This window comes from Mesobacillus subterraneus, from assembly GCF_023715485.1.
Lineage (GTDB): Bacteria > Bacillota > Bacilli > Bacillales > Cytobacillaceae > Mesobacillus > Mesobacillus subterraneus_B.
This window is the reverse complement of the sequence record NZ_JAMBOF010000008.1, coordinates 171,978-187,166: the sequence shown is the minus strand read 5'-3', so window position 1 is coordinate 187,166 and position 15,189 is coordinate 171,978. Positions and strand designations below refer to the sequence as shown.

The 15,189-nt window shown below is 41.5% G+C and carries 19 protein-coding genes; all 19 read left to right on the top strand.

Annotated elements, in window-relative coordinates; genetic code table 11:
* The first annotated feature begins 8 nt into the window (after positions 1-8).
* The 19 genes from M3204_RS13830 to M3204_RS13740 all read left to right on the top strand — a co-directional run bounded on the left by M3204_RS13830 (position 9) and on the right by M3204_RS13740 (position 15,186).
* Positions 9-1,706 carry a terminase large subunit gene (locus M3204_RS13830; protein ID WP_251482895.1) on the top strand — a complete coding sequence of 566 codons (1,698 nt, stop codon included), beginning with the start codon at positions 9-11 and terminating at the stop codon, positions 1,704-1,706.
* Positions 1,707-2,900 carry a phage portal protein gene (locus tag M3204_RS13825; RefSeq protein WP_251482771.1) on the top strand — a complete coding sequence of 398 codons (1,194 nt, stop codon included), beginning with the start codon at positions 1,707-1,709 and terminating at the stop codon, positions 2,898-2,900.
* Complete coding sequence (locus M3204_RS13820) at positions 2,900-3,487, top strand: HK97 family phage prohead protease (protein ID WP_251482770.1); 588 nt, start codon at positions 2,900-2,902, stop codon at positions 3,485-3,487. The genes M3204_RS13825 and M3204_RS13820 overlap by 1 nt, the downstream gene beginning before the upstream one ends.
* A complete protein-coding gene (locus M3204_RS13815) occupies positions 3,459-4,892 on the top strand; it encodes a phage major capsid protein (protein WP_251482768.1) in 1,434 nt (477 codons plus the stop codon). Before M3204_RS13820 ends, M3204_RS13815 begins: the two co-directional genes overlap by 29 nt.
* A gap of 25 nt (positions 4,893-4,917) precedes the next feature.
* Entirely contained in the window at positions 4,918-5,094 is a 177-nt protein-coding gene (locus tag M3204_RS13810; RefSeq protein ID WP_251482766.1) for a hypothetical protein, read from the top strand.
* A complete protein-coding gene (locus tag M3204_RS13805; RefSeq protein WP_251482892.1) occupies positions 5,094-5,390 on the top strand; it encodes a hypothetical protein in 297 nt (98 codons plus the stop codon). Before M3204_RS13810 ends, M3204_RS13805 begins: the two co-directional genes overlap by 1 nt.
* Positions 5,387-5,707, top strand: a complete 321-nt coding sequence (locus tag M3204_RS13800; RefSeq protein WP_251482764.1) for a phage head closure protein — start codon at positions 5,387-5,389, stop codon at positions 5,705-5,707. The genes M3204_RS13805 and M3204_RS13800 overlap by 4 nt, the downstream gene beginning before the upstream one ends.
* The gene (locus M3204_RS13795) at positions 5,707-6,156 is read left to right on the top strand and encodes an HK97-gp10 family putative phage morphogenesis protein (protein WP_251482763.1); all 450 of its coding nucleotides are present in this window, start codon (positions 5,707-5,709) and stop codon (positions 6,154-6,156) included. Before M3204_RS13800 ends, M3204_RS13795 begins: the two co-directional genes overlap by 1 nt.
* Positions 6,140-6,502 carry a hypothetical protein gene (locus M3204_RS13790; RefSeq protein ID WP_251482762.1) on the top strand — a complete coding sequence of 121 codons (363 nt, stop codon included), beginning with the start codon at positions 6,140-6,142 and terminating at the stop codon, positions 6,500-6,502. Before M3204_RS13795 ends, M3204_RS13790 begins: the two co-directional genes overlap by 17 nt.
* Before the next feature lie 9 nt (positions 6,503-6,511).
* Positions 6,512-7,102: a hypothetical protein gene (locus M3204_RS13785; RefSeq protein WP_251482761.1), complete on the top strand. Its 591-nt coding sequence runs from the start codon at positions 6,512-6,514 to the stop codon at positions 7,100-7,102.
* A gap of 15 nt (positions 7,103-7,117) precedes the next feature.
* Positions 7,118-7,423: a hypothetical protein gene (locus tag M3204_RS13780; RefSeq protein ID WP_251482760.1), complete on the top strand. Its 306-nt coding sequence runs from the start codon at positions 7,118-7,120 to the stop codon at positions 7,421-7,423.
* A gap of 83 nt (positions 7,424-7,506) precedes the next feature.
* The gene (locus M3204_RS13775) at positions 7,507-7,704 is read left to right on the top strand and encodes a hypothetical protein (protein ID WP_251482759.1); all 198 of its coding nucleotides are present in this window, start codon (positions 7,507-7,509) and stop codon (positions 7,702-7,704) included.
* Between the two features lie 43 nt (positions 7,705-7,747).
* Positions 7,748-9,715, top strand: coding sequence for a tape measure protein (locus tag M3204_RS13770; protein WP_251482757.1), 1,968 nt, complete (start codon positions 7,748-7,750; stop codon positions 9,713-9,715).
* Positions 9,708-10,514, top strand: a complete 807-nt coding sequence (locus M3204_RS13765) for a phage tail domain-containing protein (protein WP_251482756.1) — start codon at positions 9,708-9,710, stop codon at positions 10,512-10,514. Before M3204_RS13770 ends, M3204_RS13765 begins: the two co-directional genes overlap by 8 nt.
* 12 nt (positions 10,515-10,526) lie before the next feature.
* On the top strand, positions 10,527-12,353 hold the full coding sequence (locus M3204_RS13760; protein ID WP_251482755.1) for a glycoside hydrolase: 1,827 nt from the start codon (positions 10,527-10,529) through the stop codon (positions 12,351-12,353).
* Between the two features lie 77 nt (positions 12,354-12,430).
* Positions 12,431-14,266: a phage tail spike protein gene (locus M3204_RS13755; RefSeq protein WP_251482754.1), complete on the top strand. Its 1,836-nt coding sequence runs from the start codon at positions 12,431-12,433 to the stop codon at positions 14,264-14,266.
* Positions 14,263-14,442 carry a hypothetical protein gene (locus M3204_RS13750; protein ID WP_251482753.1) on the top strand — a complete coding sequence of 60 codons (180 nt, stop codon included), beginning with the start codon at positions 14,263-14,265 and terminating at the stop codon, positions 14,440-14,442. Before M3204_RS13755 ends, M3204_RS13750 begins: the two co-directional genes overlap by 4 nt.
* A gap of 79 nt (positions 14,443-14,521) precedes the next feature.
* Positions 14,522-14,752: a hypothetical protein gene (locus tag M3204_RS13745; protein WP_251482752.1), complete on the top strand. Its 231-nt coding sequence runs from the start codon at positions 14,522-14,524 to the stop codon at positions 14,750-14,752.
* A 71-nt stretch (positions 14,753-14,823) separates the two neighbouring features.
* Positions 14,824-15,186: a hypothetical protein gene (locus tag M3204_RS13740; RefSeq protein WP_251482751.1), complete on the top strand. Its 363-nt coding sequence runs from the start codon at positions 14,824-14,826 to the stop codon at positions 15,184-15,186.
* The last annotated feature ends 3 nt before the right edge of the window (positions 15,187-15,189 follow it).

Genomic DNA, 15,189 nt, shown 5'->3' with positions numbered 1-15,189 from the left:
ATGTTGTTATGGAGTATGCAAACAGCATCGTGGAAGGCAGAAAAGTTGCTTGTGTAGAAACAATTCAAATGTGCGAAAGGTTTCTCAGAGACTTAGAAAATGATGCTTACGACTTCAACCCGAAAGATGCTGAGTTTGTTATCGGGATTATCGAAAGGACATTCGTTCACCAAAAAGGTGAGGATATGGATGGCAATCCTTTGAGGGGTACACCTTTCTATCTACAGCCTTGGCAGAAATTTGTTATTTATAATCTTTTGGGATTCTTCCACAAAGGAACAATCCTCAGACGATTTAAAGAAGCGTTTATAATGTTGGCGAGGAAAAATGGTAAAACACCATTCAATACGGCTTTAGCTTGGGGATTAGGAATATTAGAAAGAAAATCCGGTGCGGAAATTGTAATTGTGGGAGAAAAATTAAAACAAGCATTGCAAGGCTTCAACTTCCTCAACTTCAACCTAAAGCAAATGGGCGAAGAAGATAATTTTCGAATCTTAGATAATAACCAGGAACATAGCATCAGCGGCGATTTAGGCGATGGATATATGAGAATTGAAACCATTGCCGGTAATAGTGACAGGATGGACTCGTTAAATACTTTAATCCAGATACTTGACGAACTTCATCTTTATAAAAGCGCCAGCCACTACAACACCATTAAAGAGTCAGGAAAGGCATATCGTAACAGTTTGTGTATCGGCATCACTACTGCTGGGGATAACATGAACTCATTCTGCTACAACCGTATGACTTACTGTCAAAAGATTTTAAATGGGACTGTGGTAGACGAACAATACTTTGTTTTCATTGCGAAAGCAGACCAGGATGAAAATGGCGATGTGGATTATACAAACCCACAAGAACACGAAAAAGCAAATCCTAATTATAATGTTTCCGTATCAGCTCAAGAACTGCTCAATGATGCCAGACAAGCGCAAAATGATCCACAACAGAGAAAGTCGTTCCTTGCTAAATCACTCAACGTTTACACTTCAGCAATGAAAGCTTATTTCAATGTGGAAGAATTTAAGGTAAGCAATAAAAAATATTCATGGACTATTGAACAGCTCGCTAAATTACCGATTGAATGGTTTGGCGGTGCTGACTTAGCGAAAGTCCATGATTTAAATGCCACTGCGTTATATGGTTCTTACAATGGTGTGGACATAGCAATCACACATGGTTTCTTCCCTATCACGCAAGCTCATATAAAAGCGGATGAAGATAATATCCCTCTATTCGGCTGGAAGCAAGACGGATGGCTCACAATGCCGAATGCTCCAGTAGTGGACCATGACGATTTGGTGAAGTGGTTTATCATGATGCGAAATAAAGGATTCAAGATTAAACAAATCGGCTTTGATAGAAAGTTTGGACAAGAATTTTTCTTGAACATGAAAAAGAATCGATTCAATATTGTGGATCAACCACAGTATTTTTATAAAAAGTCACAAGGATTCAGACGAATCGAACAGAAAGCGAAAGAAGGAAAGTTTTATTATCTCGGTTCACAGGCTTATGAGTATTGCATCCAGAATGTACTAGCTGTGGAAAAAACAGATGATATGATTCAATACGAAAAAATACTACCTGAGCAACGCATTGACTTATTCGATGCGAGTGTGTTCGGGGCAGTTCGTATGCTCGAAAACATGGATAAAGCTCAAGCGGCATCCAGATGGTTAAATGGGGGAGGTGAGTAAATGGGTCTAAGAGATATGTGGAAGAATCTAAATAAACGAGCCGAACCGACAACCACGGATGCAACTGGATGGTTTTTATCGACTGATGCGTATGATACTTTGTGTGTTCCTGGTTATACGAAACTATCCGACAATCCAGAAGTGAAAATTGCAGTCCACAAAATAGCGGATCTCGTTTCATCCATGACGATTCACTTAATGGAGAATACGGATAATGGTGATATTCGTGTAAAGAATGGATTATCACGAAAGATTGATATTAATCCCTATTCATTGATGACTCGCAAGAATTGGATATATAACATCGTCAATACGTTGCTGCTTGCCGGTGAGGGAAATAGTGTCGTTTATCCGAGGTTAAAGGATGGCTTGATTGATGAATTGATTCCTCTCAGTCCGTCAAAGGTTCGATTCACAGACTTATCAGATGCCTATTTAGTGGAGTATAACAACAAAGCATATAGGCACGACGAAATTTTACACTTTGTTGTCAATCCGAATCCTGATAAGCCTTATATGGGGCAAGGGTACAGGATTGTGTTGAAAGATATTGCCCACAACCTGAAGCAAGCGACAGCGACAAAGAAAAGCTTCATGAGTGGCAAGTATATGCCATCACTTATCGTGAAAGTCGATTCCACAACTGCGGAACTCGCCAGTGAAGAAGGTAGAGACAAGGTATATGACAAGTTTCTTGCATCCAGTGAAGCGGGCAAACCTTGGATTATCCCGGCTGAATTGCTGGAAGTCGAACAGGTTAAACCTTTGTCATTGAATGACCTGGCGATTAATGATGCAGTACAACTTGATAAAAGAACGGTGGCGGGCATCTTTGGAGTGCCGGCTTTTTTTCTTGGAGTCGGGGAGTACAAGAAAGACGAATACAACAATTTCATTAATACAACCATCCTTCCAATTGCTAAAGGCTTAGAGCAGGAAATGACCAGAAAGCTATTAATCAGTGATTCTATGTATTTCAAATTCAACTCTCGTAGTCTATATGCCTATGATTTGAATGAATTGGTAACTGCTGGCGGTCAGATGGTTGACAGGATGGCAATGGATAGAAACGAATGGCGCGATTGGATGGGATTAAGTCCTGATGATCGCATGAATGATTTATTAGCTTTAGAAAACTATATCCCGGCTGACCGACTAGGCGACCAGGAGAAATTGAAGGGTGGTGATAATTAGTGGAAACACGCGAGATGTATTTTAAAACCGACTTCAAAACGCGGGCAGAAAACGATGCCAAGTATATCGAAGGTTATTTTATTCGATTCAATCAGGAAACTGAATTGATGCGAGGAATGTTTGAGGAAATCAAACCGAGCGCAGTTGCAAACAGCTTGCGAGCTAATGACATCAGGTGCTTATTTAACCATGATTCAGCGGTGGTTTTAGGTAGGACAGGCAACAGCACCCTTGAACTACGAGCCGATGATATGGGCTTGTGGGGAAGTGTGAAGGTCAATCCGAATGATAAGCAAGCCAATGACATCTACGCACGAATTGAACGCGGGGATATTAACGCTTGTTCCTTTGGATTCATTCCGATTGATGAACAGATTGAACATCGTGATGATGGCTCAGTAAAGTTCAATGTTTTAGATATGGATTTAAAGGAAGTGTCCCCAGTGACATTCCCAGCTTATCCACAAACTTCTGTACAAGCGCGGCAACAAGATGCACAGCAGCACAAGAAGCGAATGCTCGAAACAAAAAAATCAAAGTTAAGGGAGCGATTAAACAATGGCATTAAAACAACTCATGCTGGCTAAGAAAATTGAGCAGCGTAAAAGCTTGCTTGCTGAGCTAGTGAAGAATGAAGAATCTTATACCACTAGATCAGCAGAATTGGAGAAGGCAATCGAGGAAGCCAACAGTGATGAAGAAGTTCAAACTGTGGAAGGCGAAATCGAGAAGCTTGAAGGCGAAAAGTCGGAAAACGATGAAAAGAAATCAAAGCTTGATGCGGAAATTCAAGAGCTTGAAGGCGAGCTTGAAGAATTGAACCAACAGGCTCCAAAGAATGACGATGGTCAACGATCTTCAGCACCTGAAACGCAAACAAAAACTATTATTGTCGAGGGGGAAACACGAATGAAAGTGAATAAAGGATTTTTCAAAGGACAAGAGCGTTCTGCAGCAACTGTGTTTGTTGAACGTCAAGAAGTAAAGGATTTCTTAACTAGCATCCGTGAAAGAAGCGTACCAAAAGAAAACCAAATGAAGCAACGTGCAGTCGAAGGTGCTGGCTTGGGCATTCCTGACACAGTTCTTGGCTTGATTCGCGACAATCTTCACCGTTATTCAAAACTGATTAATAAAGTAAATGTTCGTGGCCTAAAAGGCACTTCTCGTACTAACATTGTCGGTGACATTCCAGAAGCAGTGTGGACAGAGGCATGCGCAAAGCTGAATGAATTGGCACTTCGTTTCTACCAAGTTGAAATGGATGGCTACAAAGTGGGCGGTTACATCCCTGTATGTAATGCGACTCTTGAAGATTCAGACTTCAACCTTGCTAATGAAATCTTCGATGCTCTAGGACAAGCTCTTGGTCTTGCGATTGACAAGGCAATCCTGTACGGAACAGGCGTAAAAATGCCAGTCGGTATTGTTACTCGACTAGCAGAAATTGCCCAGCCTGCTTACTGGGGAACAAATGAACGCGCTTGGTCAAACCTTTCAGCAACTAATGTCGGACAGGTAACAGGTGCGGATGCTAAAGAATTGTTTGCTAACCTTGTACGTTTCAGCGGTAAGGCAAAGGGCAACTATGGCAACGGTCAAAAGTTCTGGGCAATGAACGAAAACACTTACACAGAAATCCAGGCACAAATGGTGGAATTTAATGCTGCGGGTGCTATCGTTTCAAGTGTGAACGGAACAATGCCAGTAATTGGCGGGGATATTGTTGTCCTTCCGTTCATGGCAGACGGAGATATTGTTGGTGGTTACGGTGCTCACTATATCCTTGCTGAACGTTCTGGATCTACTTTTGCACAATCTGAACATGTTCAATTCATTGAGGATAACACAGTTTATAAAGCAACTGCTCGTTATGATGGCCGTCCTATTTCAGGAAATGGATTCGTGGCAATGAATATCATGGGCGCGGCTCCTACGACTACAGTGACATTTGCTCCTGACGAAGCTAACACTGAGGCTCCTGCGGTTTAATCTAACTTAGAAGGGATGATGTGAAATGGCTAAATATAAAGTAATTAAAGCGTTCACGGATCTCCAGGACGAAAACCACGTTTATAGAGTGGGGGACAAGTTCCCTCGCTCTGGACGTGCAAAAAAGGAGCGTATCGAAGAATTGTCAAGCTCCGATAATACCCTGGGTGAACCGGTCATTGCGGAAGTAGATGATAAGTGATGCTAGAACAAGAACTTGCAACGGTACTGAGCCTGGTTAAAGACAGGCTTGGTATTCGTTCAACGGTGCGTGACACCTATATAGCAGCGATTATAAAAGGTGTGGCTAAAGAGTTGGAAGTTGTCAAGGGTTTAACTCTTGATGTAACGAATGAAGATCATCATTTAATGTTTGTGGTGGATCTGGTTACATGGCGGTATCAAAACCGTGACAGCATGGAGGGCACTCCTAGGCATCTACAATTCAGACTGAATGAATTATATGTGCAAGCTGTATCAGGAAGTGATACTCCATGACCTTTGATGATGAATTAACTTTAATTGGAATATCTTACACAGAGAACGAGCTTGGGGATTTAATCGAATCCGAATCCAGGCTCGTTGTTTTGTGTGAGGAATTATCCGTTACTCGTTCAGAGCACTATGCAGCTGCACAGGCGGGCATGAGGCCAGAGGTTGTATTTGCAGTGAATATGTATGACTATGACGGTCAACAACGAGTGGAACATGACGGGAACACTTATAAGGTGATTCGCCATTATAAGCAAAAGAAGTCGAAGGATATTGCCGACTTTGAAACGGTGGAATTGGTATGCCAAGGGGTTGATGCGTAATGCCAATGCCTAGAAGCGTGGTCAGGGTAAGAAGAAACGGAATCACCTATGTCTCTAATGTGGACAGAGCGCAATATACAATGAGAGAGCTAATGCGTGGAGCCTTGCGGGATATTGCTAAACTTCTCAGAAGAAGGATGCTCGACAAAGCGCGGAAAATGCCTGGTATGAAACGCGGTAAACGTATTCCTAATGCATTCCAGTATTGGAACAGACGGATTGAGGCGGATTTGCAGATAGGTGTGAAGCATGATACGTGGTACTCTACCCAGCAGGAAATCGGAAGTCACAACCAACCCAAACGCTCCATTATTCGTTCCACAACTTACGAAAACATTCTCGAAATCAGAAAAATTGCTGGAAAGTATATTAAAGAAATCGAAAACGAAAACAGGGCAATGGGATTAATAGACGAAAGTGAGGATATTGGCGATGATGCTGGAAATTAGAAAACTATTAAATACTCGGCTGAAAGCCATCCATCCTCGTGTCTACTTCCTCAGAGCACCCGAAACAGCGGTATTCCCTTATCTTGTTTATTCGTTTGAAATTACAAATCTTGAAGATGGTTTAAGCCTTCTCACTCTTGATGTGGATGGATGGGATAATACAGCGGATACGACAGCACTCGAAACGATGATGGAAAATGTCCATTCAAGCTTTAAAGAAGCTAACATATTCACTGAAAAATTATTCGTTCACTTCCACAGCGACAGGCGATTGCCAGTTGTGGATGATGATCCGAGTTTAAACAGGCGCACAAATATATATCTTGGAAGACTATTTGAAAGGTAGGGATATTAAATGGCATTACAAACGACAGGCTATACAAGCAATTCACCACTTCATTATCTACTTGATGCCGGTGCGATTTACACAAATGTGACTTATGACGAATTAACAGGAGACTTCACAGGAAGTTTGCTGGGAGCAACTAGCGGCGGTAATGAGTTTTCACTTGCTCAAGAAACACGTGTAATTGAAGTAGATGGCCTTAAAGGAGCCGGAATGGGTAACACAGTCATTGACTCCGAATCTCCTGAATTAGTCGTAAATCTAAAGGAATTGACAGCGCAAAACCTTGCTCTTGCAATTGCTGGCGGTCAGGTTGATACATCAGACACACACTATGACATTATCACAACTAAAGGGAAAATTGAACTAACCGATTACCTTGACAACGTGGCTTTTGTTGGTCGCATCAGTGGTTCGAGTGACCCTATCGTCATTGTCATCGACAACGCTCTATCTGTGGAAGGACTCTCCATCAGCACTGAGGATAAGAGTGAGACAGTCGTGCCGGTTCGCTTCCGTGGACATTACGGAGCAGACAATGTGGAACTAGGCAGCGCGCCTTTCCGTATATATATGCCGAAAATCGCAGTAACTCCATAATGGAAGGTGTAAAACATGCGTAATCTAAAATTTAAAGATGCCTTTGCGGTATCTCGTATTCTTAAAAAGATGCACATTCGACCTGATGTGCAAGACGGTATGACCCAGGAGCAGCTTGGCGCGGATCTCGTTTTCAAGTTTGTGGAAAACATCGGGGAAGCTGAGGAAGAAGTCCTTGAATTTCTAGCCGATTTAAAGGGAATTAAGCCTGATGAATTGGCTAAAATGGATTTTGAAGAAGCAGCGAAAATGATTGAGGACTTTAAGAATATTAAAGGCTTGCAAAGTTTTTTTCAGCAAGTTGGCAAATTGATGAAGTAGAACATCTGGACCTTATCTATTCTCGCTACAATGCCCCTGACAGTGTGTTAAACCTTCCCTATGACTATGGCATGGATATGCTAATGAAAGCGATTGAGAAGGATACTGACCGTGCTGCATGGGAATTATGGCTGACCTTTGATGGCAAAGCGAAATCCGAAACACCATTTAATAAATTCTTGCAAAAAATCAAAGAGCCACAAAGGGAAAAAGATAATCGGTCAGATGACGAAGTGATTCAAGATGCCGAGGATATATTGAAAATGATGAAGCGTACTTAGGTGCGCTTTTTTTATTTGCCTTTTAGAAAAGAGGTGGAAAATATTGGAACTTTTTAGGCTCTTCGGTACGATAGCCTTACACGACGATCAAGCAAGACGAGGACTAGAAAACATCGATAGGCAAGGTGAAAGAACAGGAAGCCGATTAGGTGGATTCTTTAAGTCAGCCGGTGGAATGATGGGGGCAGCAGTAGTAGCAGGAGCAGCAGCAGCAGGAGCTGGACTTCTGGCACTTGGCGGAGTCATTGGGAAAACAGGTATCGCCTATAATTCCATGATGGAAAACAGCGCAGTTGCATGGGAAACGCTTCTAGGTACACAAAAAGAAGCTCAAGCCATGCTTTCCGACATTGGAAAGTTTGCCAAAAATACTCAATTTGAGACTGGTCAAGTTGATATGATGGCGAAGTATATGCACAATGCCGGACTAGAGGGGAAAGCCTTATTTGATGAATTAACCAAGGTAGCCGACATATCCGGTGCATTTAATATTCCAGCACATGAAGCAGAGGAATTAACTCGCCAAATGTCACAGGTTCGTCAGGCTGGATTGGCTTACACAGAGGACTTGAATGTGCTTCAAGACAGAGGTATTCCGATTTACAAAGCCATTTCAGAGCAATTGGGTATAACTGTTGGCGATGTAAAGAAAATGGCTAGCCAAGGGAAATTAACTTCTGACATATACCTGAAAGCCTTTGACAAAATCGCTAAAAGTGTGGAAGGCTCAGCAGAAAAGCAGAGTAAGACACTCACTGGTATGATGAGTACTCTTAAAGATAACCTTTCCATGATTAGCGGAGAATTGATGAAAGGGGCTTTCGAGCGGCTGAAAGGCACTTTAAGCGCAATTATGCCAATCATCGAAAGATTCTCCAGCACATTGAAGGATAAAGGCCTTAAAGCGGCATTAAGCGAAATATTTCCTGCCCCACTTGTGAACACAGTTACTGCTATATCAGATGCTATAGGCTTTATGGGTGATGGTCTAAAAGCGGTTTATGACATGATGCTTGGAACCGGAGATATGACATGGTTTGTTGATAACTTCGGATTGGAAAAAGCGGTTGCTATTAATAATTTCCTTTGGAATTTGGTTGACTACATCAAAAAAATTTACGACACTGTTTCTTCTTACTTCCCAATAGTAAAAGAGGTGGCTCTGGATGTATTCAACGCAGTTATTGAAGTGGTATCTACTGCGTGGAACTTCTTTAAAACTAACTTGCTTCCTATTTTTAAGGATTTGTTTAATTGGGTTATGGGCCACATGCCAACGATCCGAGCGACAGTTCAGCAAGTATTTAACAAAATTACAGAAGTAGTACGAAATGCGTGGTCTTTCTTCAAAAACAACTTGCTACCTATCCTCGCTTCTGTATATGGTTGGGTACAAGCACATATGCCACAAATTAAAAGCATCATCGAAACAGCTTTCACCGTTATAAAAAATGTAGTCGAAATCGCCTGGGGTATTTTTGAAAATTTACTGCTACCTGCCCTAAAGAAATTGTGGGAATGGATTGAGCCTCATATGCCGGCAATTAAAAAAGCCATTTCTGAAAACATGGAGAAAGTAGTTGAGGCGATTCAATTTGTGGTAGATGTTTTCGATGCTGTGACAAGCGCAATTAAACTAGCTCTTGATTGGCTAGGTAGATGGAACAACAAGGAAGCCAAGAAGAAAACTGTTACTGTGGAAGAAAGGCGAGTGTCCACAGGTGATTACAACATAGGCAGAAACTACACAGGCACAAGCAATTTCAGAGGCGGTGCAACGTGGGTTGGAGAACACGGACCAGAAATTGTTGAGCTTCCGAAAAATACGAAGATTCATTCAGCTAATGATTCAAGAGCGATGACTCAACAGGAAACTGTAAGACAGCCTATTATCATTCAATCAATCTTAAACGGTCGTGTAATAGCTGAGGAAACCATTGACGATATAAGCATATTGCTGGGCGCAAAAACGAAAATGCAAGCAAGGAAAGGCGGTGTGGTATTTGGTTAAACTAGACGGTTATTCACCTGATGAATTTGGCTTAGTGTTCCTAAAAGACCACTACCACCCTGCCACTCCTGAAATGCGTAATCGAACCATGACAATCCCCGGAATGCCCGGTGAATGGGATTTCGGCTCTGAATGGGGAAGCAGACCTTTTAACCTTCCCTTTGCGGTTATCGAATATGACCGATATGAGCTGCAACGCAAATTAAGAGCGTTTGTAGCTTTTTTAATGGATGCCTATGGTAAGCCAAGGGAGATACGCTTATCGTTCGACTATGAGCCTGATAAGTATTATTCAGTGAAGGTGGCTGGCAAGGTTGATGTGGAGAGGGCGATTCATACAGGGCAGTTTAGTTTAAGTTTGATTGCTCATAAGCCAATGGCGAACTTCATTGTACCAACAGATGAAATCTCATGGGATTCAGACATTCCATTTACAGCTGACATATCCCTTGATTCTCAATATGTGTATGATATAACAGCTCCAACGACTATAAACATCATCAATGATGGTCTTGTTTCTGTAAAACCCTTGATTTTAATAAGTGGTACAGCTAGTTCATTGACAATGCAGTATAACGCTCAAAAATTTTCATTCGGTTCTATTTCTGCGCCTGCATTGGTTCCAATGGAGATTGATGTGGAAAGATACACGGTCAGGATAAACGGAGTTCCTACTTTATCTGCATTGACAGGACCGATTGAAAAAATGTTCTTGTACCCGAGTGACAATGCAATTTCCGTTGACGGAACCGACTTGAATATAAAACTTACATTCAGATTTAATCATCAATATATATAAGGTGGTGTGAACATGGCAGATGCACCAAAAATCGTTATAACCGGGGTAAACAAAGATTCACTTAGAACCGGTGCGGAAAAGATAAACAAGGCGATTGATAATGCGAATGAAGCATTAGGCACAGCGAATACTGCAAAAAGCACTGCTGATACGGCAAAGAGTACAGCAGATTCGGCACTGGCTAATTCGGAGAGTACACAGGCTCAACTGGATGCGGTAGTGGTAGATGGTGATTCTTCGCCAGCGATTGCTCAAGCTTTGGCTGATACTCCATACACAACTTTGAGGCAAAAGCATGATGCGGTTGATGCACAATTGGCGGAAACTGAGAAGAAGCAATCCCATTTCTCCAGATACCAACTTGAAAAGGCAGGAGAACCACACCAAGACAATTTTGCATACACTTCTTTCTTTTCTGGTGTCGTTTTTAATGGAAAAGAAATTCATGTAGGTAGAGCTGGCACAGGTCACACTGGAAACAGTACTATTCTTGTCGCTTACATTCGTGAAGATGATGGGAAGTTTACACGGAAGAAAATCGGAGGGAATATAAATTACTCCATTGGTGATTACCGTGATCCAAATCTGTTTATAAACCCTGTGAGTAAAAAACTTTATCTTAGTGTTTCCGTCAAAAAACTCGATGGAACGTACACAAATTACTTCTGTGAATTGAATACATCATATGACGTTGCTGTAGCCTATGAAATGTCGGGAATGGGCGGTTATTTCACTTGGGGAAATTCCATCCCTTCCAGTGACGGATTTACACTGCGGTTAGGATACGATGTTGTTACTGCAAACAAAGGTGTTGCTTTATTTAAGTCGGGAACCATTAGCGGAAGTACCATTCCATTCAATAAAATCGCTGACATCTTCCCTCCTTCCATCAGCCTTCCGACTGAATGTACGCTTGCACAATGGGGAGATAGATTAATAGCAATAGCAAGGCAAGACAACGGGAATATGGTATATCGGCAAACCTACGACCTAACAGGAGCGACGGGCTGGGGAGAAATAACCGACTTAGGATTTAAAGGGGATGCTCCTGTATTACTTCCGTACACTCCTGCTGATAAGCCTTTAATTATCGGTAGAAGTATTGGTGGAGGTACTTACCAAAGAAGCCCTGTTTTCAATGTTACTTTTGACTTAAAAAACTATACTTCCTCATTGTTTGTAGACCAATTACAGACATATGGCGGTGGTTATCACTCACTTGTGCCAAACAGAAACGGTTTTGGGATTATGTATTATCAGGATGGCAGTGATCCAGCACAAGCGACAGCAACATCCAATGTCTTTTACAAGGAAATGGACATTGAACAACTGCTATCTGTTGAAATTGAATATTTAAAAAACAACAAAAACACCTTGAATATGCCTATAAATGTTTTCAGAAATAATGAAGCTGTTGCTGGTGATGCTACATTAATTGATGCTATGTTCAGTTCAAGTGCCAATGTTACCGAAATGGAGTTTGAAGTCAAGAAGAACATTTCGGTAAAGGCTGTTGAACTGTTACTTAATAACAACGGTACTCTTTCTACTACCTTAGAAATAAGAGAAGATGGGGTTTTGATAGGTACTTCAAACGCTGTTTCTGTTTCAACTTTAACCAAAACAGCTTACAGTTTTCCGTTTGCTACTGCCATTTCGCTTCAAATGGGCAAAAGGTATAATTTGAAGTTGACTGCTGCGGTAAGGAATCATTCTAAGAATTTCATTAATCCGTTTAACAAAATTGACTTCGGGGATTTTGTCTATTTAAAGACCAAACATAATGGTACAACATTTGATAAAAACATCATTCCTTTTGGATTGGTTAAAAACATTTAATAAACTATCGGACACGATAGCGACACAAACAAGGATGCCTTTTAGGTGTCCTTTTTTCTTTGAAATGAGGTGATACCTTGATAAAAATATTGAATCAAAACAGGCAAACTGTGGCGATACTGGAAAACGCATATGATATTTCATACGAGAAGTCATTCAATGCTTTATGGGTGGCTTCTTTTTCTTTGCCTTTGGACGATGAAAAAAACGACCTTTGCAAACCTCTCTATTACGTGGAAGTATACGACAATGGCGAGTATGTGGGATTGTTTAGGATTATCCCGAAGGAAACGACCATCGATGAAGGCGGGAACACTGTCAAATATCAATGTGAGCATGTTCTGGCTACTCTCTTAGACTCAAGCATATTCAAGTACAGGCAAATTGACGGATTGCCCACAAATGAGTCCATCGAGTATGTGTTAGGCTTTCAGAAGCAAGCTCACTGGGTACTGGGGAATTGTGAGATAACACGCTATTTCAGTTACAAATTTGAAAATAGCAATGTATTATCTGCTTTATTTTCCATTCCACAACCATTCGACCAGGCTTATCAATGGACATATGATACGACAGTGTACCCTTGGCGGCTCAATCTTCTAATCCCTGACGATGTGCCAACATGCGAAATCAGGGAAGGTAAGAACCTTCGAGGACTCACGCTAACAGAGGACCCTATGGGCATTTATAACCGTATCTATCCATTAGGTTATGGAGAGGGTGACAATCAGCTTACGATTGAATCTGTAAACGGTGGAGTGCCTTATATTGAGGATTCTTACAGTGTGGCTGAGTATGGCATCAGGGAATATATCTGGAGTGACAAAAAATTTGAGAATGCAGCAAGCCTAAAAGCAAGTGCTGAAGCCTTACTCGCTAAATGGCGAGAGGTCATTGCATCGTGGAGGATTTCAGCTGCTGAGTTATCAGCCATCACAGGCGAGGACATTGATAAGCTGAGAATGGGCCGGATTGTGCGATTAGTCGTTCCAATACTGAAAAAGACCATCGATTTGCGGATCGTGAAGGAAAGTAAATCTGATGTGACCGGCAGCCCTGGTGATGTGCAGCTGGAGATTGGGAACAAGGTTGAGGATTTGGGGACGACTCAGGCTGATTTGGAAAGGCGCGCCCAAATTAATGAATTGTATAGTCAAGGTGCGACCAACTACCAATCCTATTCATACAATGACAATGCAGACCAAAGCAATCCAGCAGAAATCGTATTCTATTTATCTGATGATGTGGTTAAGGTCAACGAATTGAATCTGTGGTTTGAGACATCTAATTTTAGAGCGTATGAGAAGGCGATTGGTGGCGGTGGTGCGAGTAGTGTAACCAGTTCGGCTGGGGGAGCGGTTTCCTCCACATCCTCGTCTGGCGGTGGTACTTCCTCTACAAGTTCTGAAGAAGGTGAACATGTTCATAGAATGTTTCTAGCTTTACAAGGACCAGTGGAAGCTTTACCTGATGCATTGTTCGCTGGTAAAAATAGTGCTGGACAGACAGTCAACATCAACCTTCCTGCTAATGGAGTGGATTTGTATACCTACAGTTCTAGCGGTAAGCATTACCATACTTTTCAAGTTCCACCACATGTTCATACTTTTCAGATAGATAATCACGTGCATACGTTCACTCTTTTAGATCATATTCACGAAATTCTGTGGGGGATATTTAAACTGCCTGAATTGCCCACTGCGGTAACGATAAAGGTTGATGGAAATACAGTACCATTTACGAATGTGGAAGGGGAAAATATTGACCTTGTTCCTTATTTAGATAAAGATACCGATGGAAGGATTACAAGAGGAAAACATGTTGTTTCCATTGCTCCAAACGAAAGAGGAAGAATTAACGCTCAAATTAATACAAAATACTTCATACAATCAAGGGGGTCTTACACTCTATGATTAAATTAAAAATCCTTACACATCATTCTGGAGAATATGAAACAACTGTGGAAAGCTTTGATCCACAAGCTCTTAATGCCCAACTAAACGACAGGGAAATCAACACTGTTGTTATCGGTGACAAGATACTTTCAAAAATAGATGTGAAAGTTGTTTCACCGATTGAAGAAAATTAATGAATCTTTTTGAATTCTCTTGCGTATTAATTACCATAAGAAGTAAAATATAGGTAATTAAATGACAGGAGCGGAAAAAATGAAAAAACTAATTAGCGTTTTATTAATCGGTTTGTTCCTATTGAGCGGTTTATCTTCCACATCAGCGGAGATTCAACATAAAGTATACGGTCCAGAAGAATACAACGGTCAGCCATTGGAAATGTTTAAGCAAGGTGCTGCAGAGTATAGCGGTCAAGAATTGATTATGTTTAAGCAAGGCCCTGAAGAATACAACGGTCAACCATTACTTAACTTTAACGACAGATAATTGAATAAACACTACGGAGGACTCAGACGAGTCCTTTTTATTTTGGGTAAATAGAGAGAGGGGGTACACGAATGGAGGAACAGAACATGTTGAATAGTCACGAAGAAATCATCCACAAAAATATACTACCTCGTCTTGATGTGCTCGAAGAAGCGCAAAATGCATTCCGTCAAGAGGTGACACTGTTGAAATCAGATCTTATGGGAGTTCAAAGAGGACAAGCTCAATTAGAAGTAACCGTCATGAAAGACGGAAAGGAAACCCGGGCATTACTCAAACAATTTGTCACCCACGTACTCGGACAGGATGAAAAGGAAACACAGGCTGAGATAGACAGAGGGAAGCAAAAGTGGGAAATCATCGGGAAAGTGGCTGTTGCTCTAGTGGGAAGTGGCGGCCTTTTATATTTAGTCGTGGAGGCATTCACAAAATAGGGA

What these genes read in the sequence shown, in the direction of transcription:
- M3204_RS13830 (WP_251482895.1), top strand. Translation starts at nt 9, where the DNA reads ATGGAGTATGCAAACAGCATCGTGGAAGGCAGAAAAGTTGCTTGTGTA.
- M3204_RS13825 (WP_251482771.1), top strand. Translation starts at nt 1,707, where the DNA reads ATGGGTCTAAGAGATATGTGGAAGAATCTAAATAAACGAGCCGAACCG.
- M3204_RS13815 (WP_251482768.1), top strand. Translation starts at nt 3,459, where the DNA reads ATGGCATTAAAACAACTCATGCTGGCTAAGAAAATTGAGCAGCGTAAA.
- M3204_RS13810 (WP_251482766.1), top strand. Translation starts at nt 4,918, where the DNA reads ATGGCTAAATATAAAGTAATTAAAGCGTTCACGGATCTCCAGGACGAA.
- M3204_RS13805 (WP_251482892.1), top strand. Translation starts at nt 5,094, where the DNA reads ATGCTAGAACAAGAACTTGCAACGGTACTGAGCCTGGTTAAAGACAGG.
- M3204_RS13800 (WP_251482764.1), top strand. Translation starts at nt 5,387, where the DNA reads ATGACCTTTGATGATGAATTAACTTTAATTGGAATATCTTACACAGAG.
- M3204_RS13795 (WP_251482763.1), top strand. Translation starts at nt 5,707, where the DNA reads ATGCCAATGCCTAGAAGCGTGGTCAGGGTAAGAAGAAACGGAATCACC.
- M3204_RS13790 (WP_251482762.1), top strand. Translation starts at nt 6,140, where the DNA reads ATGATGCTGGAAATTAGAAAACTATTAAATACTCGGCTGAAAGCCATC.
- M3204_RS13785 (WP_251482761.1), top strand. Translation starts at nt 6,512, where the DNA reads ATGGCATTACAAACGACAGGCTATACAAGCAATTCACCACTTCATTAT.
- M3204_RS13780 (WP_251482760.1), top strand. Translation starts at nt 7,118, where the DNA reads ATGCGTAATCTAAAATTTAAAGATGCCTTTGCGGTATCTCGTATTCTT.
- M3204_RS13775 (WP_251482759.1), top strand. Translation starts at nt 7,507, where the DNA reads ATGAAAGCGATTGAGAAGGATACTGACCGTGCTGCATGGGAATTATGG.
- M3204_RS13760 (WP_251482755.1), top strand. Translation starts at nt 10,527, where the DNA reads ATGGCAGATGCACCAAAAATCGTTATAACCGGGGTAAACAAAGATTCA.
- M3204_RS13750 (WP_251482753.1), top strand. Translation starts at nt 14,263, where the DNA reads ATGATTAAATTAAAAATCCTTACACATCATTCTGGAGAATATGAAACA.
- M3204_RS13745 (WP_251482752.1), top strand. Translation starts at nt 14,522, where the DNA reads ATGAAAAAACTAATTAGCGTTTTATTAATCGGTTTGTTCCTATTGAGC.
- M3204_RS13740 (WP_251482751.1), top strand. Translation starts at nt 14,824, where the DNA reads ATGGAGGAACAGAACATGTTGAATAGTCACGAAGAAATCATCCACAAA.